Below are 26,306 nucleotides of genomic sequence, written 5' to 3' on the forward strand. Positions count from 1 at the left end.
CAATTATTATGGAAATGCAACAATTTTATTACGATAACAAGATTGTTAAAAAGTTTCTCTATGCAACAATGCTCTGGGGAGTAGTTGGTATGCTAGTAGGACTAATTTTAGCTTTCATGTTTTTATTCCCAAATATGACAGATGGGATTTCATGGTTAAGTTTTGGTCGTTTAAGACCATTACATACCAATGCCGTTATCTTCGCATTTGTGGGTAACGCAATTTTTGCAGGTGTTTATTACTCTACGCAAAGATTATTAAAAGCCAGAATGTTTAGCGATTTATTAAGCAACATAAACTTTTGGGGCTGGCAATTAATTATTGTCGGTGCTGCAATTACTTTGCCTTTAGGGTTTTCAACATCAAAAGAATATGCAGAGTTAGAATGGCCATTTGATATTGCAATAGCACTTATATGGGTTGCATTTGGAGTTAATTTAATTGGTACTATGTTAAAACGTCGTCAACGTCACTTATACGTTGCAATTTGGTTTTACATAGCAACGTTTGTTACTGTTGCAGTATTACATATATTTAACAGTTTAGAATTACCTGTTAGTGCATTTAAGAGTTACTCAGTTTATGCAGGTGTACAAGATGCGTTGGTACAATGGTGGTATGGTCATAATGCGGTAGCATTTTTCTTAACAACACCATTTTTAGGTTTAATGTACTATTTTGTGCCAAAAGCAGCCAATAGACCTGTATATTCTTATAGATTATCAATTATACATTTCTGGTCTTTAATATTTATTTATATATGGGCTGGTCCACACCATTTATTATATACCGCTTTACCAGAATGGGCTCAAAGTTTAGGAACAACATTCTCTGTAATGTTATTAATGCCTTCTTGGGGAGGAATGATTAATGGATTATTAACACTTCGTGGTGCTTGGGATAAAGTTCGTGTAGATCCAGTGCTTAAATTTATGGTAGTTGCTATTACGGGTTACGGTATGGCTACATTTGAAGGACCAATGCTTTCTCTTAAAAATGTAAATGCAATTGCTCACTTTACAGATTGGATTATTGCTCACGTCCACGTTGGTGCTTTAGCATGGAATGGTTTCTTAACCTTTGGTATGATTTATTATTTAGTACCAAAGTTATTTAAAACTAAATTACATTCGGTAGGATTAGCTAATTTACATTTCTGGATTGGTACCTTAGGTATTATAATGTATGCGTTACCAATGTATGTTGCTGGATTTACTCAAGCTAGCATGTGGAAACAATTTAATCCAGATGGTACGTTAGTGTATGGTAACTTCTTAGAAACTGTTTCAGAAATTATCCCAATGTACTGGATGCGTGCCATAGGAGGTACGTTATACCTTACAGGAATGTTAATCTTAGTATACAACATTGTTGTTACAATTGCTAAAGGTAGTAAAGTTGAAGACGAACTTGCTGAAGCAGCAGCATTACAACGTGTATCTAAAAAACGTGTTGCAGGTGAAGGTTGGCACACTTGGTTAGAGCGTAAACCAATTAGATTAACTATCTATGCTACTATCGCAATTTTAATTGGAGGTATTATTCAAATTGTACCGACAATAATGGTAAAATCTAATGTTCCAACTATTAGTAGTGTAGAGCCTTATACACCGTTAGAGTTAGAAGGTAGAGATATTTATATACGTGAAGGTTGTGTAGGTTGCCACTCTCAAATGGTACGTCCATTTAGAAGTGAAGTTGAGCGTTACGGTGAGTATAGTAAAGCAGGAGAATTTGTTTACGATCATCCATTTCTTTGGGGAAGTAAGCGTACAGGTCCAGATTTACATAGATTAGGAGGAAAGTATAATGATAACTGGCACTTCAACCATATGTATGATCCACAAAGTACATCATCAGGATCAATCATGCCAGCCTATAAATGGTTAATTGATAACGAGCTTGATAAATCTCAAACCGAAGCTAAAATGCGTGCAATGGTATCTTTAGGTGTGCCTTACACGGACGAAGATATTGCAAATGCTCAAGCTCAAATGACAGAGCAAGGTACTCAAATAGAGAAAAACCTTTACAGCGATCCAGATTTTGCTTCTGCTTACGAAGCAAGTAAGAAAAATGCTGGTGCAGACTTTGTAGAAATGAAAGACAGAGAGATTGTAGCTTTAATAGCATACTTGCAACGTTTGGGTACAGATATTAAAGTAGAACAAACAGAAGAAACAACAGCTCAAAACTAATACGTCATGTTGAAATTTGTAAAAAATCATTTAGAGACAATAGCAGGTGTAGAGATATACCCAATATTATCACTTCTTATATTCTTTGGATTTTTTGTAGTTCTTTTTTGGTGGGTAATCACCGCCAAAAAAGACTACATCTCTAAAGTAAGTAATATACCATTAGAATTAGACAACCAAAACGAATCAGAATCATGAGAAATTTATTCCCATCATATGTAAGAGTTCCTGTAATATTCTTCACAATATTCGGATTAATCGAGTATTTCGTGGATTCAGGAGACGAGCCAGCTTTTTTAAAGTATCCTGTTATCATGCTGTTCTTACTTTTAATTTTATTAGTACTTATAGCAATAGAAGGAATAGTAGGTTCTATAGAAAACGTGCTTTTCCAAAGTTTAGATGAAGCTGGTAAAGAACGTTACTTAGCTAGTAAAACAAAAACGCCTCAATTTAAAGCCTTAAATAACATTTATGATAAATTAAAAGGTAAACAAAAACCAATTGAGGAAGAACATGAAATTATCCTAGACCACAATTACGATGGTATTAAAGAGTTAGATAATAACTTACCACCATGGTGGGTATGGTCATTCTATATTTCAATTGTATTTGCAGCAGTTTACTTAGTAAGATTTCATGTTATTGGAACAGCAGATTTTGCAGCAGAAGAATTAGAAAAAGAATATGCACAAGCTAAAATTGAAATAGAAGAGTATAAGAAAACAGCTAAAAACTTAGTCGATGTTAATACTGTAACGTTATTAACAGATGCTGCCGATTTAAAAGCTGGTCAATCAATCTTTAATGCTAACTGTGTAGCTTGTCACATGGCAGATGGTGGAGGAGGAATTGGTCCAAACCTAACAGATAACTACTGGATTTTAGGAGGTGGAATTAAAAATGTATTCCATACCATTTCAGAAGGTGGACGATCTGGAAAAGGAATGATTTCTTGGAAAAACGATTTAAAACCAATAGAAATGGCGCAAGTAGCTAGTTATGTATTGTCTTTAGAAGGTACAACACCAGCAAATCCAAAAGAACCAGAAGGAGATATTTGGAAACCAGAAGGTGTTGATAATGTAGAAGTGCCAGAAGAAGTTATAGAAACAGAAGTTATTGAAGTAGAAACATCTACTCCAGCAGAAAATAACGATTAATAATAAGTTAAAATGGAAGCTCCAAACAACGAGAGTTTTAGAGACTCGATTGCAACAATAAACGAAGAAGGAAAACGCGCTTGGATTTTTCCAAAAAAACCAAGCGGTAAGTTTTATGATTACAGAAAGTACGTAAGTTACTTTTTGCTAGCCTTTTTATTTGCAGCACCATTTATTAAAATAAATGGCAATCAGTTTTTAATGTTCAATGTTTTGGAGCGTCGTTTTAATATTTTCGGCTTTCCGTTTTGGCCACAAGATTTTCACCTGTTTGTAATCTCAATGATTATTGGTGTTATCTTTATTACTCTATTTACTGTAGCTTTTGGTCGTATTTTTTGTGGTTGGATTTGTCCACAAACTATTTTTATGGAAATGGTTTTTAGACGTATAGAATATTGGATTGATGGTGATAGAGGAAAACAATTAAGACTTAAAAAATCTGGATGGACTAGCGAAAAAATAAGAAAAAGAGTTCTTAAACACACTGTTTTTGTAATTATTTCATTTTTAATTGCCAATATCTTTTTAGCTTATTTAATTGGTAGTGATAAGCTTTTAGGATATATCAAAGAAGGTCCGTTTGAGCATTTAGGTACATTAATTCCGTTACTAATATTTACAGGTATTTTCTACTTTGTTTTCTCTTGGTTTAGAGAGCAGGTATGTATCATAGCTTGTCCTTACGGTCGTTTACAAGGTGTGCTTTTAGACACTAAATCTATTGTTGTAGCCTATGACCATAAACGTGGAGAAGGCGAAAATGGACGCAAAAAATGGCGTAAGGATGAAGACAGAGAAGCTTTAGGACATGGAGATTGTATTGATTGTTTTCAATGTGTACATGTTTGTCCTACAGGTATTGATATTAGAAACGGTACACAATTAGAATGTGTTAACTGTACAGCTTGTATTGACGAGTGTGATACCATAATGGAAAAAGTTGGCTTACCAAAAGGACTTATTAGGTATGCAAGCGAAGCTAATATTGAAGACAAAGAGCCATTTAAGCTTACAGCAAGGCTTAAAGGTTATATTGTAGTATTAACAGTTTTAATAGGTGTTTTAATTGCAATGCTTCAATTAAGAAACGAACTTGAAGCACGCGTATTAAGGTTACCAGGACAATTATACGAGCATAAAGAAAACAATATAATAAGTAACGTATTTACCTATAAATTGGTAAATAAAACAACAGAACCAGTTGAAGACGTTAGCTTTAAATTAAAAGGTTATAAAGGTACAGTAAAACTAGTATCTACAGAAAATACAGTAACAGTGCCTAAACAAGGTCTAGAAGAAGGAACTTTATTTATAGAGCTTGACCAAAGTTTATTAAAAGGTGATAAGACCGAATTAACTATTGAAATTTATAGCAAAGACAAATTAATAGAAACAACTAAGGTTAACTTTTTAGGTCCTAGAAGTTTCTAAAATATAAACATTGAAAGAATAAATAAATAATGGCAAGTACACCTTGCATTAAGGATTGAGGTATTGTTGGAGCGCCTTGTAAAGCGCGACTACCGAAAGCCTGACCTGAAGCTTGCGTAAGGTAATGCCATAAAAATATTAGAGATATGAAACTTAATTGGGGAACCGGAATTGTAATTGCATTTATTGGCTTTATTAGCTTTATAATGTACTTTGTTATCAATATGAATACTGACAAGAAGTTAGATCATGATTTAGTTACAGAAGATTACTATAAACAAGAATTAAAATATCAAAACGATATAGATAAAGAAAAAAATGCCAAAACACTGTCTGCTAACTTGAAGTGGCGAAAAACAGAAAAAGGCATGCTAATCAGTTTTCCTGAAAATTTAGAGCCAAGTAATATTTCAGGTAAAGTGTTCCTATATAGACCATCTAATAAACAATTGGACTTTGAAACCACAATTTCTCTGTCTAACCACAATTTGCTCATACCTGACAAACGTTTGTTAGATGGTCGTTGGAACATTAAAATAGATTGGAATTACAAAGGTAACAACTACCTTTATAAAGAAGAAATTTTATATTAAAATGCTACTTACGGCTATCATATTTGGTTTATTAGGAAGCTTTCACTGCGTAGGAATGTGCGGTCCTATTGCCTTTATGTTGCCTGTTGATAGGAGTAATTCTTTTAAAAAAATATCTCAAATTACAGCTTATCACATTGGTCGTTTACTAGCTTATAGTATTATTGGTTTAATCTTCGGTTTAATTGGTAAAAGTTTATATATTTTTGGTTTACAGCAACGACTTTCTATTATTATTGGCGTTTTAATGATAGTTGTTGTTGTGTTTCCGTATAAAAAAATAGGACAAAACTTTGTAGTAAAACCTATTTACAAAGCGGTAGCTTTTGTAAAAAAACAAATGGGTGAAGCTTTAAAAAAGAAAACCGCAGATACTTTTTTAACCATTGGTTTTTTAAACGGGTTTTTACCTTGCGGATTAGTTTATATGGCAGTTTTTGGAGCAATAGCAACTGGTACAGCTTGGCAAGGTAGTTTATATATGTTCTTTTTTGGATTAGGCACAATACCCTTAATGACTAGCGCTATTTATTTAGGTAAATTTTTAAATGTACAAGCCAAACAACGCATCCAAAAGGCAATACCTGTTTTTGTTGTGATTATTGGTGCGCTATTTATTTTAAGAGGTTTAGGTCTTGGTATTCCTTATATTTCTCCAGCTCCTGTTGTAGAAATGGTAGAAGGCGCTATTAATTGTCACTAATTTCTTCTTATCTTTATTTTTTGAATTTCATGCTGAATTGAAATCTTAAAGCCAATCTATTTTATATGAAAAACATTCTGTTACTTACTGATTTTTCTGAAACTTCAAAAAACGCTATTCATTATGCTTTACAGTTATTTGAAAATAATGAGACAACGTTTCATTTAGTTTACGTGCATAAAGCATCTGCATTTACGTCTGCAGATTTGATGACAAGTAGCACAGATAATTTGTATGCAAGTATCGTAAAGTCGCCACAAGAAGATTTAGAAGACCTTGTAAACAGTTTAAAAACGTCATATAAAAACGATAAGCATACTATAAACTCTCATGTAGATTACGATGTGTTTACAGATGCAATCAATCAGTTAATACAGCTTCAAAATATAGACCTAATCGTTATGGGAACTAACGGTGTGACAGGTGCAGATGAGGTTGTTTTTGGTAGTCATACACTTAATGTAATTAGAAAAGTTGAATGTCCAACACTTGTTATTCCAAAGGATTTTAAATTTGAAATACCTAACGAAGTTTTAATTCCTTTAGACGAAAAAGATCATTTAACTAAATCACGATTAAGCTTAATTTCTAGTCTTTTACATAATAAAGAAACTAAATTTCATGTTCTTAGAGTTATAGAAACTGAAAATGATAGCTTTAAAGAGGCAGATGTTGAGGTTTTAAATTCAAACTTTTCTGAAGAAGACTATAGCTATTTCAATATTACTAATGTGCCATTACATTATGTTGTAGATACTTATGTACAGACAAATATTATTGATTTTGAGGTGTTTATTATACAACAAACTACTTTTTTTGAAAGACTTTTTAAAGGATCTCCAATTACAAAACATAGTAAAGTAGCAAAAATACCTTTGTTTATACTTCATGATTAAAACCAAAGACTTACAAAGCTAGAGATACCGATAATTAAGATTAGGATTAAAACAAAATTTCTAAATTGATCTTGAGATATTTTATTAAGGATTTTTTTACCAATATAAGTTCCAATAACGCTAATTACAAGTAAAATAGGGATGAGGTATAATATGTCTTTTTGTATGTAACCATTGTTGTAATACACAACACTTCTGCTTAAATCTACTCCTAAATCTATAATTGCAGAAGTAGCAATAAATTTTTCTTTATTCATTTTAAACGCAGAAAGTGTTATGCCTCTTATTGCTCCGCCTGTACCTAATAAACCTGCGCTAAAACCAGATAAAACACCTCCTAAAATGGCGTTTTTGTTGGATGCTTTAATTATTAATTCTTTAAAAACTAAAAAGATAAGACTAAGTACAATTAAAAACCCGCCTAAAAAATAGGTAAGTATTTTGGTGTTAAAAAACTGACTTACGTAAGCACCGATAATTACAAAAATAACAGCTGGTATACCTAAGTACAGGATAACTTGTTTGTCAATTCCTTTTTTAAAGAATGCTATTTTAACTACATTACTAGATAAATGAAACAAGGCTGTAAGACCCAAAACAGTTTGAAAATCTAAAAAGAAGTTAGCAATTGGTACAAAAAATACTGACGAGCCAAAACCACCAACAGTGCCTAAAATTTCGGCAAGTAAGACTAAGAGTAAAAAGACACCAAAATATTTAGATAACATACTATTTTGGTGTTGGTATTATAGCTTCTTCTTCTAAAACTAAGATAAGTAGTTTTATATAATCTTCTATACTATCATTTATGTTTTTAGGATCTACAATATCTATATAACCTTTCCAGATTAATGTACGTTCTTTACTAGGACATAAACAATATATGCTAGTTTCGGCATTATAAACATTGTAATTTTCGTAATATGAAGGATTATAAAACTGGTCTTGATATTTTAAAAAGTCGTCTTTAAAGTTGTGTTTGTATGTATGTGTTTTATAATACTCTTCAGAATATTTAATCTTATTTTTTACACCAACTATTCTAGAAAAAATTACTGTATCGTAATTAAGTTTGATTAACGAGTCTTCAATTTTATTTATTTCTGTTTCAGTATGCTTTTTATTTAAATAATCGGTAGTTAAAATGTTTTGACTTTTGTCTACTTTGAGATCTTTTAATTGTAGTTGTGTTTGAAAATGAGATTCAAATAAATGTCTAGCTTCATCATCTTTAGTCATACCAATAACTAGTATTTTTTTTGGATTATAGGTTTCAAAATCTGGGTTTTTCCAATAATCTTTTAGCTGCGTTGTGTTTTCGCAGCTTAAAAGAAGTATTAAAATTATATTTAAAAGAAGTAGTCTCATTATTTTATTTGATAAGATTTTTCATTTTATCTGTTTTCATTAAATCTTTAATTAAGCTAAAAATTTCAAATTTCACAGCTTTATAATCATGAAAAAACTCACTTATTTTAGAGGTAAATTCTCTGTGTTCTTTTTTGTATTTATTTTCTTCTTCAAGCTCATCAATACCGTTTACGATAATTTCAAGTTCTTGTTCGTGTTTAATTAAGTTATTAATTAGTTTTTCATTACCACGTTTGGTTCTGTATAATGCTGTTGTTGCAGTTTGAGCACGTTCTAAATCGTTATTGCTTATAATTTTTTGGGTATAATTTGTAATTAATTCTTCTAAAAATAATTGTTCATCTTTAATAAAATTAAGATCTGATAGCCAATTTTTTGACATTTCATGCATGCGCTCTGCGCTAAACCATTCTACTAGTTTTCCTTTGTTAGTTTTCATTTTTATATTGTTTAAGAGTTAATATTTATTTCTTTAAGATACTTTTATATGCTTTAAATAAAAATGATAATTATCATGTATTTAAGAGGTTATAAATCGATTTCTAAGCTTTCATAAAGAGATGGAATATGTGTATTCCAACCCATTTGATCTTTGATTTTTAACCTTAAATTATCGATAGAAGCTGCTTCACCATGAATTAAAAATATTTTTTTTGGTGTGTTTTCAATAGCGCTTAGCCAGTTTAATATTTCAGATTGATCTGCATGTGCTGACAGACTGTCTATACTGTATACTTTTGCATTGACTTTATGGTATTTTCCGAAAAATTTCACTTCATGAGCACCATCTTTTATAAGTCTTCCTCGGGTACCTTCGGCTTGATAACCAGCTAATAATATACTTGTTGTATTGATGTCTATGAGTTGTTTTAAATAGGTAAGTACGCGACCGCCAGTAACCATACCGCTACCTGCAATGATAATTTTAGATCTAGGATCGTCAATGGTTTTCCAGGTATCTGCATATGATGTAATAATATTGATATGTCTACACATAGCATGATAGTCTTGTTCTGATAGTTTGTGCCACTTAGGAAAACGTTTAAAAACTTCTAAAACATTATTGCCCATTGGACTATCTACAAAAATAGGGATATTAGGTATTTTGTTTTTTTGATATAATTTAAACAGAATATACATAAGTGTTTGTAATCTTTCTACCGCAAAACTAGGGATGATTAGATTACCTTTTTTATGGATTACTTCTGTAATGATAGTGGTTAATAGGATTTCTATATTTTCTTTACTGTGTAATTTGTTTCCGTAGGTGCTTTCTAAAAATATATAATCTGCTTCTTTTGGTCTTTTAGGGTCTTTAAGAAGATAATCATTAGTACGACCAATGTCTCCAGAAAAGACAAAACGTCTACCTTCAATATCAATTTCTATAAAAGTAGCACCTATAATATGTCCGTTGTAATTAAATTTAAACGAAATGTGATTATTTATTTTAATCCATTTGGCTTCTGTTTGGACTTCAAATTTAGAAATGGTGTTTTCTACGTCTTTTATAGTATAAAAAGGTAAAGCAGGATGATGTTTAGTAAATTGTTCTTTGTTGGCTTTTTTAGCTTCTTCTTCATGTATTTTAGCACTGTCTTTTAAAATAATTTCGGCTATAGCTAAGGTCGGTGCAGTACCAATAATTGTACCTGTAAAACCTTGTTTGATTAGTCTTGGTAAATAGCCAACATGATCTAAATGTCCATGTGTAAGTAATACTGTATCTATGGATTTGACATTAATGGGTAAATCATTCCAGTTGGTTTGGCGTAATTCTTTTAATCCCTGAAAAACGCCGCAATCTATCATTATAGAAGTATTATAAGCTTCGATTAAAAACTTTGATCCAGTGACGGTTTTTGCTCCTCCTAAAAACGTTATTTTGGCTGTATTGGACATTTGTTAAGAATTACATAATAAGTTAAATTCGTTTAAAATTCTTTTTTTTCGGGTAGTAGAAACACCTAAATGGTCTAAATAAAAAGAATCATTTAGTAAGTCTTTACTAAGTACTATATCTCTATTTAATAAAAACTGTTTTTCTCTTTTTGTTAGTAAAGTAGAAACTGTTATGGGATATAACTTATACTTATCTATACGTTGTTTAAGACTATTATTGTGAGGGTAATCCCAACTAAGTAATTTTAAACCTACACAATTACCAAAAATTTTAGCGTCTTCTGTAAACCTAGTATTAGTAACGACCCAACCTTCTGATAAAGTAGAAGTTTTATTTTGATTATCATTCCATTTATCTTGAACATCTTTGTATCTAGAGAATATATATAACGGAATTTTGACATTACAATTTAGTCCTTGCTCACCATGAAATTTGCATTCTACTAATAGGGTTTTGTTATTTTTTGTGGCAAGAATATCTATTTCATGAGAGACACAAATACCAGAAACTACATCGCCAACACTAGTGTTATATTGCTCTGCATTGAAAATTGCAGCAACAAAGCGCTCAAAAGGAAAGCCTGTTGGACCAAGTTCGTAGATTGCTTTTTTTAATTTGTATTTGGAGGCAATATGACTTTGTTTAGATTTTAAAAGCGCAAATGCACGATTATATATTTCTTTTGTACTTATACCTTGATAGATTTCATCTCTAACTTTATCTGCAATTTGGTTAGTTAAATTAGTATCTGCTCCACTTTTTTTTAATGAATGTTTAAGTTTATCTATTGAAAAACTTACTTTTTTACCAGACGATTTTGTGACATCAAAACTCTTGTTTTTCATTGTTTAAGATGTTTTTTTATTTGGAATAACTAAAAATGGTATTTGAGGATTAAAACCAATTTTATTAATCACAGGCTCATTTAGAATTTTTTCAAAAATGCTATGTTTGTAATTGACCATTACTAATAAATCGATATCTAAATCTTTTATAAAAGTATTTATTACTTCTGTTTTTTTGTCAAAGTTTGGTACACTATGATAATGTGTTTTAAAGCCCTGTAAGCTTGACTTAAGTACCGATAAATTATAATCTTGTATGCTTGATAATGGTTTATTAGTTTCTATATGTATGATTCTTAAAACAGCGTTATTATCGTAAGCTAGATCGTTTAATATAGTTAACTCTTCTGTAGTGTAAAAACGGTTTAAATCTGTCGAAAAAGCAATTTGTTTTATAGGGTTATAGTCATAATCTTCTGGCAAAATCATAACTGGGCAAGATAAATGAGTTTTTACAACATTAACACTATTAGTACCAAACAAACTATTTAATATACTGTTTATTCCTTTAGTACTCATTATGACTAAGTCAACAGAGATTTTTTTTGTAATTTCTTCTATTGCATTTGTTAAAGGCTGAAATTTTATAATAGTTTTAAACTCATGATTAGCATTAGGATCACTACTTTCAATTTGTTCTTTAAATTGATTGAGTTGGTCGTTACCCAATTTCATTATGTTTTCTATATAAACTTCATTTAAAGTAGAAAGTGTTTCTGGATCTAAAACTTCTGTATGTAAAAGATGAAATGTACATAAGTCATCTTTATATAGTTTGACAGCGTATACTAATCCAGCCCAAGAGTTATCTGAAAAATCTAAAGGAATTAAAATGTGTTTCATAGTCTTAAGTTTTTGATTTACTTAAAGTTAGTTTAAATTTTCATAATAAAACATGATAACTGTTAGGAAATAAAAAAGCCAGCTAAAAAGCTGGCTTTTTAAAATTATTTTAAATTTACTTACTTGATTTTAAAAGTTATAACAGGCAAAGACGAGTGGTTAGCAATATCTTCTGAAATACTTCCAGATAAGAAATGTGTAAACCCTGTACGACCATGTGTAGCTATAGCAATAGCATCTGCGCCAGATACATTAGCAAAGTTTAAAACACCTTTTTCTACTGTGTAATCTGCTACATATTTTACATTATCTAATTGACTTAAGTCGCCATCTGCTTTAGTTAAAAAGTCTGCTACTGTCTGTTCTATTTCTTGAGAGCTGTTAAAATTGTCACCTGGTGTATTTACATATAGCAAGTGTAGTTTAGAACCTAAAGTTTTAAATAGCTTAGTAGCATTTAAATAAGGTGTAACACTTTTTTCTGTAAAATCTGAAGCAAATACTACATTATCAAAACTTAAAGTAGTCGGTTTGTTTTTTATTACAAGTACAGGTATATCTGCATGTCTAACTACTTTTTCTGTGTTGGATCCAACAAATATTTCTTTTAAGCCACTACTACCATGAGATCCCATAACAATCATATCTGCATTTTGCTCTTTAGCAACATCATTTACTTCGCTAAATACTTTAAAATGTTTAACTATTGGTGTTACGTTAATACCTTCTAAAAAGTCTTGCTCTAAAAATTCATTAAACTTTTTTTCTGCTAGTTTTATAAAGAAAACAGTTTCGTCTTGTAAAGCTGTTTCTCCTTTTGTTAATATAGTTTCAGAGATTTCTAACATGTGCAATGCTAAGATTTCTGCATTATATTTTTTTGCTAATATTGATGCAGCTTCTAAAGCGTAATTAGAATGTTCTGAGAAATCTACTGGTACAATTATTTTTTTCATTTTTTGTTGATTTTAAGAGTTATATAAAGTTATTAATTTTTTAAGGTTTTAAAGTTTTTTTTTTTATGATTTAAGCTTTAATTAACATGCTTAAATTGTCATAGAAAAAAGTTGTGTTTCTGGTTTATTTCTTTGAAGCAACAAATCAAAAGCCATACATATGTTTCTTATAAATGGTTTGCCTTTTTCTGTAACAAAAATTTGATTTAGTTTTATGTTTACTAATCCATCTTGTTGCATTTCTTGTAATTTGATTAGTATTTCTGGTATTTCTTCAAAATACAAACCATTTGACATCCAACTTGTTTTAAAATGACACATTAAATTTAAAATATGTTGTCTTATTATTAGGTCTTCTGTAGTTAAAATATGACCTCTAAATACAGGTATTATATTATCGTTTATAAGTTGATAATAATCTTCAATATTTTTAACATTTTGTGCAAAAGCATACCAGCTATCACTTATAGAAGATACACCTAAACCAATCATAACTTTAGTTTTTGATGCTGTGTAGCCCATAAAGTTACGATGCATGGTTTCGTTTTTACTAGCTTTATACAAACTGTCTGTTTTTAGTGCAAAATGATCCATACCTATATCGTAATAACCTGCATCTGCTAGTAGTTTTTTACCTAATTGATATTGGTTTTGTTTACTATCTGCTTTTGGCAAATCACTGTCTTTAAAACCACGTTGTCCATTCCCTTTTATCCATGGGACATGGGCATAGCTGTAAAAAGCAATACGGTCTGGTAGTAACGCTTTTGTTTTTTTTATTGTTGCTTCTACATGTGCTTCTGTTTGAAAAGGTAAACCAAAAATTATATCATGTCCAATAGAGGTGTAACCAATTTCTCTAGCTTGTTCTGTAACACGTTTTACGTTTTCAAAAGGTTGAATGCGGTGTATTGCCTTTTGTACTATTGGGTTGTAATCTTGTACACCAAAACTAACACGTCTAAACCCTAAATTATATAAGGTTTGTAAATGATCTTTTGTGGTATTATTTGGATGACCTTCAAAACTAAATTCATATTCATTAGCAAGTTCTGCTTTAGCTTTAAGACCATTAATTAAAAGGGTTAAATTTTCTGTCGAAAAAAATGTTGGTGTTCCGCCACCTAAGTGAAGCTCTTTGATAATTGGTTTATCATCAAACAACTCGCAATATAAATTCCATTCTTTTAAAACAGCTTCAATATAAGGAGTTTCAACTTCATGACGTTTAGTTATACGTTTGTTACAACCACAAAAAGTACATAAACTTTCGCAAAAAGGGAGATGGATATAAAGACTTATACCTTCTTCTTGATTACTTTCATTAAAAGCTTTTATAAGGCTTTCTTTCCATTTATTAGAAGAAAATGTTTCTGTATTCCAATATGGTACCGTTGGATAACTTGTATATCTAGGTCCGGCTACATTGTATTTGTTAACTAAAGAAAAGCACATAACTAATTTTTTATAATTCAAAATTAGTGTGCAAAAACTATTTAAAACATGACATTGGTCATAACACTATAAATTAAATAAGTGTCTTAACCTTTTGATAAGGTATTTGTTTAAAAGAAGAAATTACTAAATCTGCTTGACTATAATCTTGATTTTTTGAGTGTAAACTGTCATATCCAATACAATAACTACCTGCAGATTTTGCTGCTTTTATACCGTTTGTAGAGTCTTCTATAACAATACAGTGTTCTTGTTTAAAACCGGCTAATTGAGCTGCTTTTTCAAAAATTTCTGGATGTGGTTTTGATGCTTTTAAAGTAGCACCACTAATTTTTGCTTTAAAATACTGGTCTAATTCAAATCTTGTAAACACCTTGTTAATTGTACTATTTGAAGCTGAAGAAGCTAAAACTAAAGTTAAACCATTATTAAAATAATCAACAATAATATCAAGTACACCATCTAATAGCTGTAAACTTTCGTCTGTTTCAAATAAACCATTAAAGTGACTACGCTTGCACAATTCTAAATCTTTAGGATTAGCTTTTAAATTAAAATGATTAACAAGTTTGGTACAAACATTTCTTGTAGATTGACCAGTAAAACTTTCGTATAAATTTTTAGTTACATCAATTTTATAGTCTTCAAACATTTTGTGATAGGCTTTATTGTGTAAAGGTTCTGTATCTACAATTACACCATCCATATCAAATAACACAGCTTTTAACATAAACAAGATTAAATTTTAGCAAACTTAAACTTAATATTACTTAAAATACATAACTTTACGTAGAAAAATTATTCTAAAATGATAGAAGAGCTTAAGCAGCATTATGGCTATTTATTTGAAGATGAATTGCTTCAAGAAATAAACAATGTTGGTACTTATAGAGATATTCCTGAAGGACTTAAATTGATAGAAATAGGAGACTACATAAAATCTATGCCACTATTAATTAGCGGAGCCATTAAGATTTTAAGAGAAGATAAAGAAGGAGATGAGCTTATTCTTTACTTTATAGAACAAGGTGATACTTGTGCAATGACATTGTCGTGTTGTTTAGGAGATTCTAAAAGTGAAATAAGAGCAATAGCCGAAACAGATGCAAGGTTAATAATGGTGCCAGTTCAAAAAATGGAAGAGTGGCTAGGCAAGTATAAATCATGGCGTAATTTTGTGTTGCAAAGCTATCAAAACAGAATGACCGAACTTTTAGAAGCAATAGACACCATTGCTTTTTTAAAAATGGACGAAAGACTATTTAAGTACCTTAAAGATAAAGCAATGGTAAATCATAACGATGTGATACATGTTACACATCAAGAAATAGCTTCAGACTTGCATACATCAAGGGTTGTGATATCAAGACTACTTAAAGCTTTAGAAATAAATGGTCGCATAGAGCTACACAGAAATAATATTAAAGTACTTGACTTATAAACCTGTAACAAATGTTACAAAAAAACAAGCTAATCATTATTAGTTTTGAGTACTAACTCTTAACTATGGAAATACAATATATACTTGGATACATAGGCGCGTTACTAATAGGTCTTGTTTTAGGCTTAATTGGTGGTGGCGGATCAATACTTACAGTTCCTATACTAGTCTATCTTTTAGGGATTAATCCAATTACAGCTACAGCATATTCTTTATTTGTGGTTGGTAGTTCTGCTTTAGTTGGAGCTTTAAAAAACATTCAAAAAAAATTAGTAGACTTTAAAACAGCAATTGTTTTTGCTCTTCCTGCATTTACAGCAGTATTTTTAACACGTAAGTATTTAGTACCAGCAATACCAGAACAATTTTATAAAATAAACAATTTTATAATCACAAAAGATATTGCAATAATGTTACTATTTGCAGTATTAATGCTTTTAGCTTCAATATCTATGTTAAAAAGTAAAAAAGAAGTTATAGAAGAAGATGTAAGCCTTAATTTTGTGGTTTTCTTTTTTCAAGCGGCATTTATAGGTGTCTTAACAGGATTAGTTGGTGCTGGTGGCGGATTTTTAATCATTCCAACACTAATGTTTTTTGCTAGAATGTCCATAAAAAATGCTGTAGCAACTTCGTTATTAATCATAGCTATTAACTCGTTAATAGGATTTATAGGAGATGTTCAAAATATAGAAATAGATTGGTTGTTTTTATTAAGTTTTACATCCATCTCTATTATTGGTATATTTATCGGCACATATCTTTCAAAATTTATTGAAGGCGCAAAACTTAAAAAAGGATTTGGATGGTTTGTACTTGTTATGGGGATATATATAATCTTCAAAGAGTTAACTAAATGATAATTGTAACTTTTGTTACATCTATATAATTACAAATCAATTAATTTTATAACCCATTAATAATCAATTTTTAAAATTGAATTAGAACATAAAATAACATGAAAGTAGAACAAATTTATACTGGTTGTTTAGCTCACGCAGCGTATTACATAGAAAACAATGGAGAAGTAGCAATAATAGATCCGCTTCGCGAAGTTCAGCCATATATTAATAGAGCAAAATTAGACGATGCAAAAATCAAGTATGTTTTTGAAACGCATTTTCACGCAGATTTTGTTTCTGGTCACTTAGATTTAAAAGAAAAAACAGGAGCTAGCATTGTATTTGGACCAACAGCAAAACCAAATTACGAAGCAATAGTAGCAGAAGACGGACAAATCTTTGAAGTTGGTAACTACAAGATAAAAGTTATTCATACACCAGGTCATACAATGGAAAGTACCACATATCTTTTAATAGATGAAAACGGTAAAGAACACGGTATTGTTACAGGCGATACATTATTTATTGGTGATGTAGGTCGTCCAGATTTGGCGCAAAAAGTGGTAGAAGACTTAACTCAAGAAAAATTAGCAGGATATCTATACGATTCTTTACGTAACAAAATTATGCCATTAAGTGACGATTTAATAGTGTATCCAAATCACGGTGCAGGATCGGCATGTGGTAAAAACATGAGTAAAGAAACTACAGATACTTTAGGAAATCAAAAAAAGGTCAACTATGCTTTAAGAGCAGATATGACCAAAGAAGAATTTATAGAAGAAGTTCTTGACGGTTTATCAGAGCCACCAGGATATTTTCCTCAAAATGTAATGATGAATATTACAGGTTACGAAAGTTTTGATAACGTTATCACTAAATCTAATAAACCGTTATCACCAGAAGCTTTTGAAGCTGCAGCAAATGAGACAGAAGCTATTATTTTAGATGTACGTCATCAATCAGAATTTGTAAAAGGACATATACCACGTTCAATTTTTATTGGTATAGATGGTGGATTTGCTCCTTGGGTTGGTGCTTTAATTGTAGACGTAAGTCAGCCAATACTCTTAGTGGCTCCAGAAGGAAGAGAAGAAGAAGTGGTAACACGTTTATCTCGCGTTGGTTTTGATAACGTAATAGGTTATTTAGATGGTAGTTTTCAATCTTGGAAAAATTCTGGTAAAGAGTATGATACTATAACTTCAATTTCAGCAGAAGAATTCGCTAACCGTTTTGAAGATAATAAAGACGTTGTATTTGATGTACGAAAAAATGGAGAGTTTACTGCCGAACACGTTGACGGAGCAAAAAGTACACCATTGGATTACATAAATAATTATTTACAAGAATTTCCAGATAATAAAACATTTTATGTGCATTGTGCAGGTGGATATAGATCAGTAATAGCAGCTTCTATTTTAAAAAGTAGAGGCATCCACAACTTAATAGATGTTGGTGGTGGTTACGGTGCTATCAAAAAAACAGATATACCAGTAACAGACTATGTTTGTCCATCAACATTAAAGTAGTTTTAAGTTTTTTAGTTAGTTAAAAGTGTGTGTTACAAATCTGTAACACACATTTTTTTTGTAACAAAGGTTACCAATAATAGTAACAAATTGACGTAATTTTATAGAAATTTTTATAGATGAAATACATACTCATTATGTCAATATTCTCATTTTTATTCGGAAACAACTCAGTACAAGATAAACCAATAAAAGTATTATCTCCAGAAGAATTTAAAGCGCAAATCCAAGATAAAGACGTGCAATTAATAGATGTGCGTACGCCAGCCGAATTTGAAGCAGGACACATTGAAGGCGCTAAAAATATTGACTTTTTTTCAGGGAAATTTAATGTAGAATTTGACAAATTAGACAAAGAAAAACCAGTTTACATTTATTGTAAAAGCGGAAATAGAAGCAGACAAACCGCTAACAAATTAGCAGAAAGAGGTTTTAAAGACATCTATGATTTGGAAGGCGGAATTTTAAATTATAAATAAAAACAAATATGAAAACATCAATAATAGTTCAAAACCTAAAATGTGGTGGTTGTGCAAATACTATTTCAACTAAATTATCAGAAATTGAAACAATTTCAAATATTCTAGTAGATGTAGAAGAAAGTAAAGTCACTTTTAATGTCTCAAACTCAGAAGATGCAATAGAGGTTAAACAAAAGCTAAAAAGTTTAGGTTATCCATCAATAGAAGATGAAAATGGATTAGTATCTAAAGCTAAATCTTTCGTCAGTTGCGCAACTGGTAAATTATCAAAATAATCATGAAACAGTTACTTATAATTTCAGCTTTAGCAATCACTTTTTTTAGCTGTAAAGATTCAGAAAAGAAACAACACTCTGCATTAGATGTACAATTACAAGCTAACAATCATCCTGGTAAAAAGCTCTTGGAAAAACATTGCTACGTTTGTCATAGTCCAACTGCTAGTCATGACGATCGGATTGCGCCACCAATGGTTGCAATAAAAAGGCATTACATAGATGAAGATACATCAAAAGAAAAATTTGTCGCAGAAATAAATACTTTTATAAAAAACCCAACTAAAGAAAATGCAAAACTCTATGGTGCTGTAAAACGCTTTGGTGTTATGCCAAAACAATCTTTCCCAGAAGAAGATATTAAGCAAATTGCAGAATATATGTTTGATTTTGATATTGAGCAACCAGAATGGTTTGAAGATCATTTTAAGGAAGAACAAGGTAAACATAAAGGTCAAGGCATGGGTAACGGAAAAGGTAAAGGAATGGGACAAGGTATGCACAAACAACAAGCAGAGGTTAATTTTGAAGATTTGCCTTACGACGAACGTGGTTTAAAATATGCATTAACTACAAAAGCAGTTTTAGGAAAAAACTTGATGGGAACCATCCAAAAAAAAGGAACTTTAAAAGCGTTAGCATTTTGTAATGAGCAAGCTTATCCGTTAACAGATAGTATGAGTGTTGTACACAATGCTAATATTAAAAGAGTTTCAGATAAACCAAGAAATCCTAATAATAAAGCAAACTCAATAGAGCTTGATTATATCAATACCTTTAAAAAACAGTTGACAAATCAAGAAGAGATTAGTCCAATTGTAAAAGAAGATAAAGATCAAGTACACGTATATTATCCAATCGTTACAAATAGTATGTGTTTACAATGTCATGGTAAACCAAACGAAAATATTAAACCTGAAATAATAAAAAAGTTAACTTTGTTATATCCAGAAGACCAAGCTACAGGTTATACAACAGACCAAGTTAGAGGTATTTGGAGTATTAGTTTTGATAATTAAAACATTTAGGTATGAGTAAGTTTTCAGATATTATAAATCAAGACAAACCTGTTTTGATAGATTTTTTTGCAGAATGGTGCGGACCATGTAAAATGATGAGTCCTATTTTAAAAGAAGTAAAAGACAATTTAAAAGAGCGTATTTCTATTATAAAAATTGATGTAGATAAAAATCAAGCATTAGCCGCAAAATATCAGGTTAGAGGCGTACCTACACTTATGATTTTTAAAAACGGAAAACAAGTTTGGCGCCAATCTGGAGTGCTTCAAAAAAATGAAATTATTAACATTATCACTAATTTAGATTGATGGATTTATCTGAAAAATATTGGGATACGCGTTATAAAATTGATGATATAGGTTGGGACTTAGGACAAGTTTCACCACCATTAAAAGCTTATTTTGATCAGTTAGAAGACAAAAACTTAAAGATTTTAATACCTGGCGGCGGTAATAGTTATGAAGCTGAATATTTACACAATCAAGGTTTTACAAATGTTTATGTTGTAGATGTATCTAAAACTGCTTTAGAAAATTTTTCAAAAAGAGTGCCTAACTTCCCAAAAAACCACTTAATACAAAAAAACTTTTTCGATATAGATACAACTTTTGATCTTATTGTAGAACAAACTTTTTTCTGTGCAATAAATCCTAATTTAAGAGCAGCCTATGCAGCAAAAGCTTATGACTTACTAAACCCAAAAGGTAAAGTTGTAGGATTATTATTTGATGCACCATTAAATACGGATAAACCACCATTTGGAGGTTGTAAAGAAGAGTACATTAATTACTTCAAACCGTACTTTAAAATCACTATTATGGAAAATGCTCACAACTCAATACAACCAAGAGCTGGTAGAGAATTATTTTTTAGAATAGATAAAATAGAAAAAGAAACTATAGTTTTTTAGTTTTTGATAAAAAACTGCACTTAATATTGTTAAAACGCTATTGTTTTATCTATTGTGTAACAAAAGTTACAATTTTTATCTTAAAACACTGTTATTTTTATCAAAATTGAAAACTAACAAACTCAATAAATAAAAATAATAATGAAATCTCACTATCAAATTCTAGTAATTGGTGGCGGAACAGGAGGAATCATGACTGCAGCCAATTTACTATCCAAAAATAAATCGTTAGATATAGGTATAATCGAGCCAGCAGATTGGCATTATTATCAACCAGCTTGGACATTAGTTGGAGCAGGTACATATGATTTCGATAAAACAAAACGTCCTATGTCATCTGTTATGCCAAATGGTGCAGAATGGATAAAAGATTACGCTACAATTTTTAAACCAGAAGAAAATACTGTTGAAACTAAAGAAAATGGAGCTATAACATATGATTTTTTAATTGTATCTCCTGGTTTAGTTATGGATACCTCTTTAATAGAAGGTCTAACAGAATCTTTGGGTAAAGGTGTAGTTTGTAGTAATTATACAGATCCAAAACATACTTGGGATGTGATTAAGAATTTTAAAGTAGGTAATGCGGTGTTCACACAGCCAACAACACCAATTAAATGCGGTGGAGCACCTCAAAAAATCGCTTATTTAGCAGCAGATTATTTCAAGAAAAACGGATTGAAAAATAAAACTAATGTTGTGTTTGCAACACCTGGCTCTGTAATTTTTGGAGTGAAAGAAATTAGAGAAAGCCTAATGCAAGTAATTAGTAGATATGGTATTCATTTTAAACCATTTTACGCGCCAATTAAAATTGATGGCGAAAACCAAATTGTAACTTTTAAAGGTGTTGGAACTGGCGAAAATAAATGTGTGATAAATGAAGATAACGAATTAAGAGAAATCATGTCTGGCGAGTCAATTATAGAAATGCCTTTTGATATGCTTCACCTTGCGCCACCACAAACAGCTCCAAAATTTGTTAAAGAATCTCCGTTAGTTAATGAAGCTGGTTGGTTAGATGTAGATAAACACACTTTGCAACATAATAAATACGCTAATATTTTTGGTTTAGGTGATGTTGCTGCGTTACCTACAGCAAAAACAGGTGCTGCAATACGTAAGCAAGTACCTGTAGTTACAGATAATATTTTACAATTAATAGCACATAGTAAAAAAGGAAATAAATCATACAACGGTTATTCATCTTGTCCATTAGTAACTGGATATGGCAAAATGATTTTAGCCGAGTTTGATTACGATAATAACTTTATTCCAGATCCAAAACTTAAACAAATGCTTGTTTTTAATAGCGAAAAAGAGCATTGGCGACTTTGGATGTTAAAAAAATATGGATTACCATATTTATATTGGAACAAAATGATGAAGGGAAAAGAAGTGTAAATATCATCATCTTAATTAATAGCGTAAAGCATCTGATAATTTCAGATGCTTTTTTAGTTTTAATGACAAATGTCATATTTCATTATGTAAATCAGTTATACCTTTACATTGTAATAATTAAAGACTAAACTAATCAATTATGGTATCTCAAAATATATCTCTTTATAGCTGGAGTAACGGTGTAATAATGATTGTTATTTTTGGTATTGTTTGTTTAACCCTTATAGGTTTTGCTATAAAGTTTATGAGTGGAGAAAGTAAAAAGGATGATACTAAAGAGTAGCTTTTTTATTTAAATTTGGTTAAAGAGTGCAAGTAATTGCACTCTTTTTTTTTAAACTATTGTTAAATTTCGATCTTATGTAACAATTGTTTCAAATAGATTAAATCTATTGTTTTAATTTTACATCATAGAAATTTAATATTTAAAAACATATAGTAATTATGGAAACAAACAATGAAATAAACCAAGTAAACACTATGCCAAGAATTGGTGATCAAGCACCAGATTTTGAAGCAGTAACTACTAAAGGAAAAATTAAATTTTCTGATTTTGCAAAAGATAAATGGGTAGTAATGTTTTCTCATCCAGCAGATTTTACACCAGTTTGTACAACAGAAATGAGCGGATTTGCAATAAGAAAACCAGAATTTGATGCACTTAACACAGAGCTTATTGGCTTAAGTATAGATAGTATACACGCACATTTAGGTTGGGTACAAAACGTAAGAGAAAATACAGGTGTATATTTCGATTTTCCTATTATCGCAGATATAGATATGAAAGTATCTAAGCTTTACGGAATGCTACAACCTAACGAAAGTGAAACAGCAGCAGTACGTGCAGTTTTCTTTATAGATCCAAGTAAAAAAATACGTCTTGTAATGTATTACCCATTAAATGTTGGTCGTAATATGGACGAAATTTTAAGAGCTTTAGAAGCACTTCAAACGTCGGATAAATACAAAGTAGCGATGCCTTTAGATTGGAAAAAAGGAGATAAAGTAATTGTTGGACCACCAAAAACTTTAGATGAGTTAAATGAAAGAATTAACGACGATTCTCTTGAAAAAGTAGACTGGTATTTAGCAAAGAAAAACCTATAAAATACTCTTAAAATATCGGTCTTTTCATCAAGTTAAGACCGATTTTTTTTATCTTATTTTCATCTAAACCAAAACTAAATAAAATGAATATTACTCAATTTGAAGACAAGCCATTAGCGCATTATTCTTATGCAATAATTAGCGATAATAAAATGGCAATTGTAGATCCTTCCAGAGATCCTAAACCTTACTATAAATTAGCCGAAAAAGAAAATGCAAAAATCGTTGCGGTTTTCGAGACGCATCCGCATGCAGATTTTGTAAGTAGTCATTTTCAAATACATAAAGAAACTGGCGCAACCATTTTTGTAAGTAAATTAGTTGGTGCTAATTATCCACACAAAACTTTTGATGATGGCGATGTTTTTAACCTAGGAAGCGTTCAGTTTTCTGCAATAAACACACCTGGTCACTCACCAGATAGTATCACAATTATTGCAAAAAATAACGCAGATTATGCGATGTTTTCTGGCGATACGTTATTTATTGGCGATGTTGGTCGTCCAGATTTACGTGAAAAAGCTGGAAATATGAAAGCTAAACGCGAAGAATTAGCCAAAAGTATGTATCAAACCATGCAAACAAAATTTAACGATTTACCAGACAATACCATTGTTTATCCAGCACACGGCGCAGGTTCGCTTTGCGGTAAAAATATGAGTAAAGATGCATCAAGTACTTTAGGTCGAGAACGTGAAGAAAATTGGGCGTTTAAAAATTTATCTGAAGACGATTTTGTCAATCATATTTTAAAAGATCAACCATTTATTCCTTCATATTTTGGATATAACGTAGATATAAATAAAGTTGGAGCAAAAGATTATGAAAAGGCAATTTCAGAAGCAAACTTTCAATTTAAAGCAGATAGTTTTGAAGACAACGCTTTAATTATTGACGTTAGAGATGAAGCCGATTTCAAAAAAAATCATCTAAAAGGTAGCATAAATATTATGGCAAAAACCGAAAATGATAAGTTTGAAACTTGGTTAGGATCTATCGTCAAACCAAAAGAAGCATTTTATGTAGTTTTAAATTCAGTTGAAGATAAAGATGAAATATTACATCGTACAGCCAAAATTGGTTATGAAGATCAGTTGCAAGGCATTCTTACTTTAGATGATTCATCTTTTGAAAGTACAGAAAAAATAGATTTATCAGACTTTAAAAATAATCCAAATCAATACACAATTATTGACATAAGAAATAAAAGTGAAGTAGAAGAAGGTAAGTTTTTTGAAAACGCTATATCAATTCCTTTGAATGAATTAAGAGATTCAGAAAATCAAATTCCAACTGAAAAACCAATAGTTGTACATTGTGCTGGTGGTTACCGTAGTGCAGCAGGAAGTAGTATTATTTCCAACTTAAAAAATAATGCAAAGGTTTACGATTTAAGTGAAGCTGTGTCACAATTTAAATAGTCAAACTTCATAAATAAAGTAAAAAGCCAGTTGTATTTTAATCATTGCAACTGGTTTTTTTTATGCTAAATGTTAAAGTTTTTAATATGTAATATTTATTACATTCAACCAATAATCTGTGTCGTATTTTTGTTAGAAACTTACAATTATGGATGTAGAAATCTTAGCCCGAATTCAATTTGCCTTCACTGTTGCTTTTCATTATATCTATCCGCCATTAAGCATTGGTATCGGATTAATCATGGTTATTTTTGAAGGTTTATATCTTAAAACAGGTAAAAAAGAATACGAAATTTTAACTCGTTTTTGGTTAAAGATTTTCGCCATAACCTTCGGTATTGGTGTAGCAACCGGAATCATAATGGAGTTTGAATTTGGTACCAACTGGTCTGTATATTCCAAATATGTTGGTGATATTTTTGGAAGTGCTTTAGCTGCAGAAGGATTATTTGCTTTTGGACTAGAAAGTACCTTTTTAGGCATCTTAATTTTTGGATGGAATCGTGTATCGCCTAAAGTTCACTTTATATCAACAATAGGCGTATTTTTAGGATCTATGTTTTCGGCAGTTTGGATTGTTGTAGCCAACAGTTGGCAGCAAACACCAGCAGGTTATCATATTGTAGGCGAAGGATTAAATGCTAGAGCAGAAGTAACCGATTTTTGGGCAATGGTCTTTAATCCATCTAGTGTAGATCGTATAATTCACGTTTGGCAAGGTGCATTTTTAGCTGGTGCATTTATGATTTTAAGTGTACACGCGTATTATTTATTAAAAGGAAGGTATGTAGAGATTTCTAAAAAAGCCTTTAAAATAGCATTATCTGTAGCTACAATAATTTCGTTAACACAATTAGTGTCAGGTCATAGTTCTGCAGATGGTGTTGCTGTTAATCAACCCGCAAAATTAGCTGCTATGGAAGGTCATTACGAGCAATCTGCTGCTGCCGATTTATATTTGTTTGGTTGGGTTGATCAAGCTTCAAAAACGGTTACAGGTATTGGTATTCCTGGCGGATTATCATTTTTAGTGCATCAAGATTTTAACAAACCTATTGCAGGTTTAAATGCGTTTCCTGAAGATGAAATACCAACGCAAGTCAACGCTGTTTTTCAATTTTATCATATCATGATTTCTATAGGTATGTTTTTTATTGGGTTAACATTATATGCTAGTTATTTATGGTGGCGTGGTAAGTTGTTTGATAAAAAGTGGTTACTTAAAATATTTGCATTTTCGGTATTATTGCCTCAAATAGCCAATCAAGCTGGTTGGTTTGCTGCCGAAATGGGACGACAACCTTGGGTTGTTTATGGTCATTTAAAAACAAGCCAAGCATTTTCTCAAGAGGTATCTGCTAATCAAATTCTATTCTCATTAATTTTGTTTTTTGTGGTTTATGCCATCTTATTTTTACTGTTTTTATACTCATTAAACAAGAAGATAAAGCATGGTCCTTATGATGAATCTGAAAATCCAAATGAATTTTTAAAGTACACTTAATAGAAGATT

29 protein-coding genes are annotated in these 26,306 nt (G+C 30.8%); 20 read left to right on the forward strand and 9 right to left on the reverse strand.

Going from position 1 to position 26,306, the window contains the following annotated elements; translation table 11 throughout:
- The first annotated feature begins 8 nt into the window (after positions 1 to 8).
- The 7 genes from ccoN (at position 9) to FHS04_RS11610 (ending at position 6,987) form a co-directional block, all read left to right on the forward strand.
- The gene (ccoN, locus tag FHS04_RS11580) at positions 9 to 2,198 is read left to right on the forward strand and encodes a cytochrome-c oxidase, cbb3-type subunit I (RefSeq protein ID WP_106678556.1); all 2,190 of its coding nucleotides are present in this window, start codon (positions 9 to 11) and stop codon (positions 2,196 to 2,198) included.
- Between the two features lie 6 nt (positions 2,199 to 2,204).
- Complete coding sequence (locus FHS04_RS11585; protein WP_027879818.1) at positions 2,205 to 2,396, forward strand: cytochrome c oxidase subunit IV; 192 nt, start codon at positions 2,205 to 2,207, stop codon at positions 2,394 to 2,396.
- Positions 2,393 to 3,361, forward strand: a complete 969-nt coding sequence (locus FHS04_RS11590) for a cbb3-type cytochrome c oxidase N-terminal domain-containing protein (RefSeq protein ID WP_106678554.1) — start codon at positions 2,393 to 2,395, stop codon at positions 3,359 to 3,361. The genes FHS04_RS11585 and FHS04_RS11590 overlap by 4 nt, the downstream gene beginning before the upstream one ends.
- A 12-nt stretch (positions 3,362 to 3,373) precedes the next feature.
- Positions 3,374 to 4,795, forward strand: a complete 1,422-nt coding sequence (ccoG, locus tag FHS04_RS11595; RefSeq protein WP_106678551.1) for a cytochrome c oxidase accessory protein CcoG — start codon at positions 3,374 to 3,376, stop codon at positions 4,793 to 4,795.
- Positions 4,796 to 4,941: 146 nt separating this feature from the next.
- Positions 4,942 to 5,388, forward strand: a complete 447-nt coding sequence (locus FHS04_RS11600; RefSeq protein ID WP_106678549.1) for a FixH family protein — start codon at positions 4,942 to 4,944, stop codon at positions 5,386 to 5,388.
- A 1-nt stretch (position 5,389) separates the two neighbouring features.
- Entirely contained in the window at positions 5,390 to 6,091 is a 702-nt protein-coding gene (locus FHS04_RS11605) for a sulfite exporter TauE/SafE family protein (protein ID WP_106678547.1), read from the forward strand.
- Positions 6,092 to 6,156: 65 nt separating this feature from the next.
- Entirely contained in the window at positions 6,157 to 6,987 is an 831-nt protein-coding gene (locus FHS04_RS11610; protein WP_106678545.1) for a universal stress protein, read from the forward strand.
- Here the strand turns inward: FHS04_RS11610 and FHS04_RS11615 are convergent.
- The 9 genes from FHS04_RS11615 to FHS04_RS11655 all read right to left on the reverse strand — a co-directional run bounded on the left by FHS04_RS11615 (position 6,984) and on the right by FHS04_RS11655 (position 15,090).
- A complete protein-coding gene (locus FHS04_RS11615; protein WP_106678543.1) occupies positions 6,984 to 7,715 on the reverse strand; it encodes a sulfite exporter TauE/SafE family protein in 732 nt (243 codons plus the stop codon). The genes FHS04_RS11610 and FHS04_RS11615 overlap by 4 nt on opposite strands.
- Before the next feature lies 1 nt (position 7,716).
- Positions 7,717 to 8,355: a hypothetical protein gene (locus tag FHS04_RS11620; protein ID WP_106678541.1), complete on the reverse strand. Its 639-nt coding sequence runs from the start codon at positions 8,353 to 8,355 to the stop codon at positions 7,717 to 7,719.
- A gap of 4 nt (positions 8,356 to 8,359) precedes the next feature.
- Positions 8,360 to 8,797, reverse strand: a complete 438-nt coding sequence (locus FHS04_RS11625; RefSeq protein WP_027879825.1) for a hypothetical protein — start codon at positions 8,795 to 8,797, stop codon at positions 8,360 to 8,362.
- A gap of 89 nt (positions 8,798 to 8,886) precedes the next feature.
- The gene (locus FHS04_RS11630) at positions 8,887 to 10,260 is read right to left on the reverse strand and encodes an MBL fold metallo-hydrolase RNA specificity domain-containing protein (protein ID WP_106678539.1); all 1,374 of its coding nucleotides are present in this window, start codon (positions 10,258 to 10,260) and stop codon (positions 8,887 to 8,889) included.
- Positions 10,261 to 10,263: 3 nt separating this feature from the next.
- Entirely contained in the window at positions 10,264 to 11,106 is an 843-nt protein-coding gene (locus FHS04_RS11635) for an ATP cone domain-containing protein (protein WP_106678537.1), read from the reverse strand.
- A 3-nt stretch (positions 11,107 to 11,109) separates the two neighbouring features.
- The gene (locus tag FHS04_RS11640; RefSeq protein WP_106678535.1) at positions 11,110 to 11,949 is read right to left on the reverse strand and encodes a universal stress protein; all 840 of its coding nucleotides are present in this window, start codon (positions 11,947 to 11,949) and stop codon (positions 11,110 to 11,112) included.
- Between the two features lie 119 nt (positions 11,950 to 12,068).
- Complete coding sequence (locus FHS04_RS11645; protein ID WP_027879829.1) at positions 12,069 to 12,905, reverse strand: universal stress protein; 837 nt, start codon at positions 12,903 to 12,905, stop codon at positions 12,069 to 12,071.
- A 90-nt stretch (positions 12,906 to 12,995) separates the two neighbouring features.
- Entirely contained in the window at positions 12,996 to 14,360 is a 1,365-nt protein-coding gene (gene hemN, locus FHS04_RS11650) for an oxygen-independent coproporphyrinogen III oxidase (protein WP_106678533.1), read from the reverse strand.
- A gap of 73 nt (positions 14,361 to 14,433) precedes the next feature.
- Positions 14,434 to 15,090 (reverse strand): HAD family hydrolase, encoded by a 657-nt coding sequence (locus FHS04_RS11655; RefSeq protein ID WP_027879831.1) that lies wholly within the window; start codon positions 15,088 to 15,090, stop codon positions 14,434 to 14,436.
- A gap of 78 nt (positions 15,091 to 15,168) precedes the next feature.
- Between FHS04_RS11655 and FHS04_RS11660 the strand changes: the two genes are divergently transcribed.
- The 13 genes from FHS04_RS11660 (at position 15,169) to FHS04_RS11720 (ending at position 26,297) form a co-directional block, all read left to right on the forward strand.
- Positions 15,169 to 15,801: a Crp/Fnr family transcriptional regulator gene (locus FHS04_RS11660; RefSeq protein ID WP_027879832.1), complete on the forward strand. Its 633-nt coding sequence runs from the start codon at positions 15,169 to 15,171 to the stop codon at positions 15,799 to 15,801.
- A gap of 65 nt (positions 15,802 to 15,866) precedes the next feature.
- A complete protein-coding gene (locus FHS04_RS11665; RefSeq protein ID WP_106678531.1) occupies positions 15,867 to 16,661 on the forward strand; it encodes a sulfite exporter TauE/SafE family protein in 795 nt (264 codons plus the stop codon).
- Positions 16,662 to 16,759: 98 nt separating this feature from the next.
- Positions 16,760 to 18,175 carry an MBL fold metallo-hydrolase gene (locus FHS04_RS11670; RefSeq protein WP_106678529.1) on the forward strand — a complete coding sequence of 472 codons (1,416 nt, stop codon included), beginning with the start codon at positions 16,760 to 16,762 and terminating at the stop codon, positions 18,173 to 18,175.
- 119 nt (positions 18,176 to 18,294) lie between these two features.
- Positions 18,295 to 18,654, forward strand: a complete 360-nt coding sequence (locus FHS04_RS11675; protein ID WP_244906276.1) for a rhodanese-like domain-containing protein — start codon at positions 18,295 to 18,297, stop codon at positions 18,652 to 18,654.
- Between the two features lie 8 nt (positions 18,655 to 18,662).
- Positions 18,663 to 18,932 carry a heavy-metal-associated domain-containing protein gene (locus tag FHS04_RS11680; RefSeq protein ID WP_106678525.1) on the forward strand — a complete coding sequence of 90 codons (270 nt, stop codon included), beginning with the start codon at positions 18,663 to 18,665 and terminating at the stop codon, positions 18,930 to 18,932.
- A gap of 2 nt (positions 18,933 to 18,934) precedes the next feature.
- Positions 18,935 to 19,951, forward strand: a complete 1,017-nt coding sequence (locus tag FHS04_RS11685; RefSeq protein WP_106678523.1) for a Tll0287-like domain-containing protein — start codon at positions 18,935 to 18,937, stop codon at positions 19,949 to 19,951.
- An 11-nt stretch (positions 19,952 to 19,962) separates the two neighbouring features.
- Positions 19,963 to 20,259 carry a thioredoxin gene (trxA, locus tag FHS04_RS11690; RefSeq protein ID WP_106678517.1) on the forward strand — a complete coding sequence of 99 codons (297 nt, stop codon included), beginning with the start codon at positions 19,963 to 19,965 and terminating at the stop codon, positions 20,257 to 20,259.
- Positions 20,259 to 20,861: a methyltransferase domain-containing protein gene (locus FHS04_RS11695; protein WP_106678515.1), complete on the forward strand. Its 603-nt coding sequence runs from the start codon at positions 20,259 to 20,261 to the stop codon at positions 20,859 to 20,861. The genes trxA and FHS04_RS11695 overlap by 1 nt, the downstream gene beginning before the upstream one ends.
- 141 nt (positions 20,862 to 21,002) lie before the next feature.
- On the forward strand, positions 21,003 to 22,265 hold the full coding sequence (locus tag FHS04_RS11700; protein WP_106678513.1) for an NAD(P)/FAD-dependent oxidoreductase: 1,263 nt from the start codon (positions 21,003 to 21,005) through the stop codon (positions 22,263 to 22,265).
- Positions 22,266 to 22,404: 139 nt separating this feature from the next.
- The gene (locus FHS04_RS11705) at positions 22,405 to 22,548 is read left to right on the forward strand and encodes a hypothetical protein (RefSeq protein ID WP_169558270.1); all 144 of its coding nucleotides are present in this window, start codon (positions 22,405 to 22,407) and stop codon (positions 22,546 to 22,548) included.
- Positions 22,549 to 22,709: 161 nt separating this feature from the next.
- The gene (locus tag FHS04_RS11710; protein ID WP_106678511.1) at positions 22,710 to 23,372 is read left to right on the forward strand and encodes a peroxiredoxin; all 663 of its coding nucleotides are present in this window, start codon (positions 22,710 to 22,712) and stop codon (positions 23,370 to 23,372) included.
- An 83-nt stretch (positions 23,373 to 23,455) separates the two neighbouring features.
- On the forward strand, positions 23,456 to 24,793 hold the full coding sequence (locus tag FHS04_RS11715; protein WP_106678509.1) for a rhodanese-like domain-containing protein: 1,338 nt from the start codon (positions 23,456 to 23,458) through the stop codon (positions 24,791 to 24,793).
- A 148-nt stretch (positions 24,794 to 24,941) separates the two neighbouring features.
- A complete protein-coding gene (locus tag FHS04_RS11720) occupies positions 24,942 to 26,297 on the forward strand; it encodes a cytochrome ubiquinol oxidase subunit I (protein WP_106678507.1) in 1,356 nt (451 codons plus the stop codon).
- The last annotated feature ends 9 nt before the right edge of the window (positions 26,298 to 26,306 follow it).

The sequence above is a fragment of the Mesoflavibacter zeaxanthinifaciens subsp. sabulilitoris genome (assembly GCF_014191595.1).
Taxonomy (GTDB): Bacteria; Bacteroidota; Bacteroidia; order Flavobacteriales; family Flavobacteriaceae; genus Mesoflavibacter; species Mesoflavibacter zeaxanthinifaciens.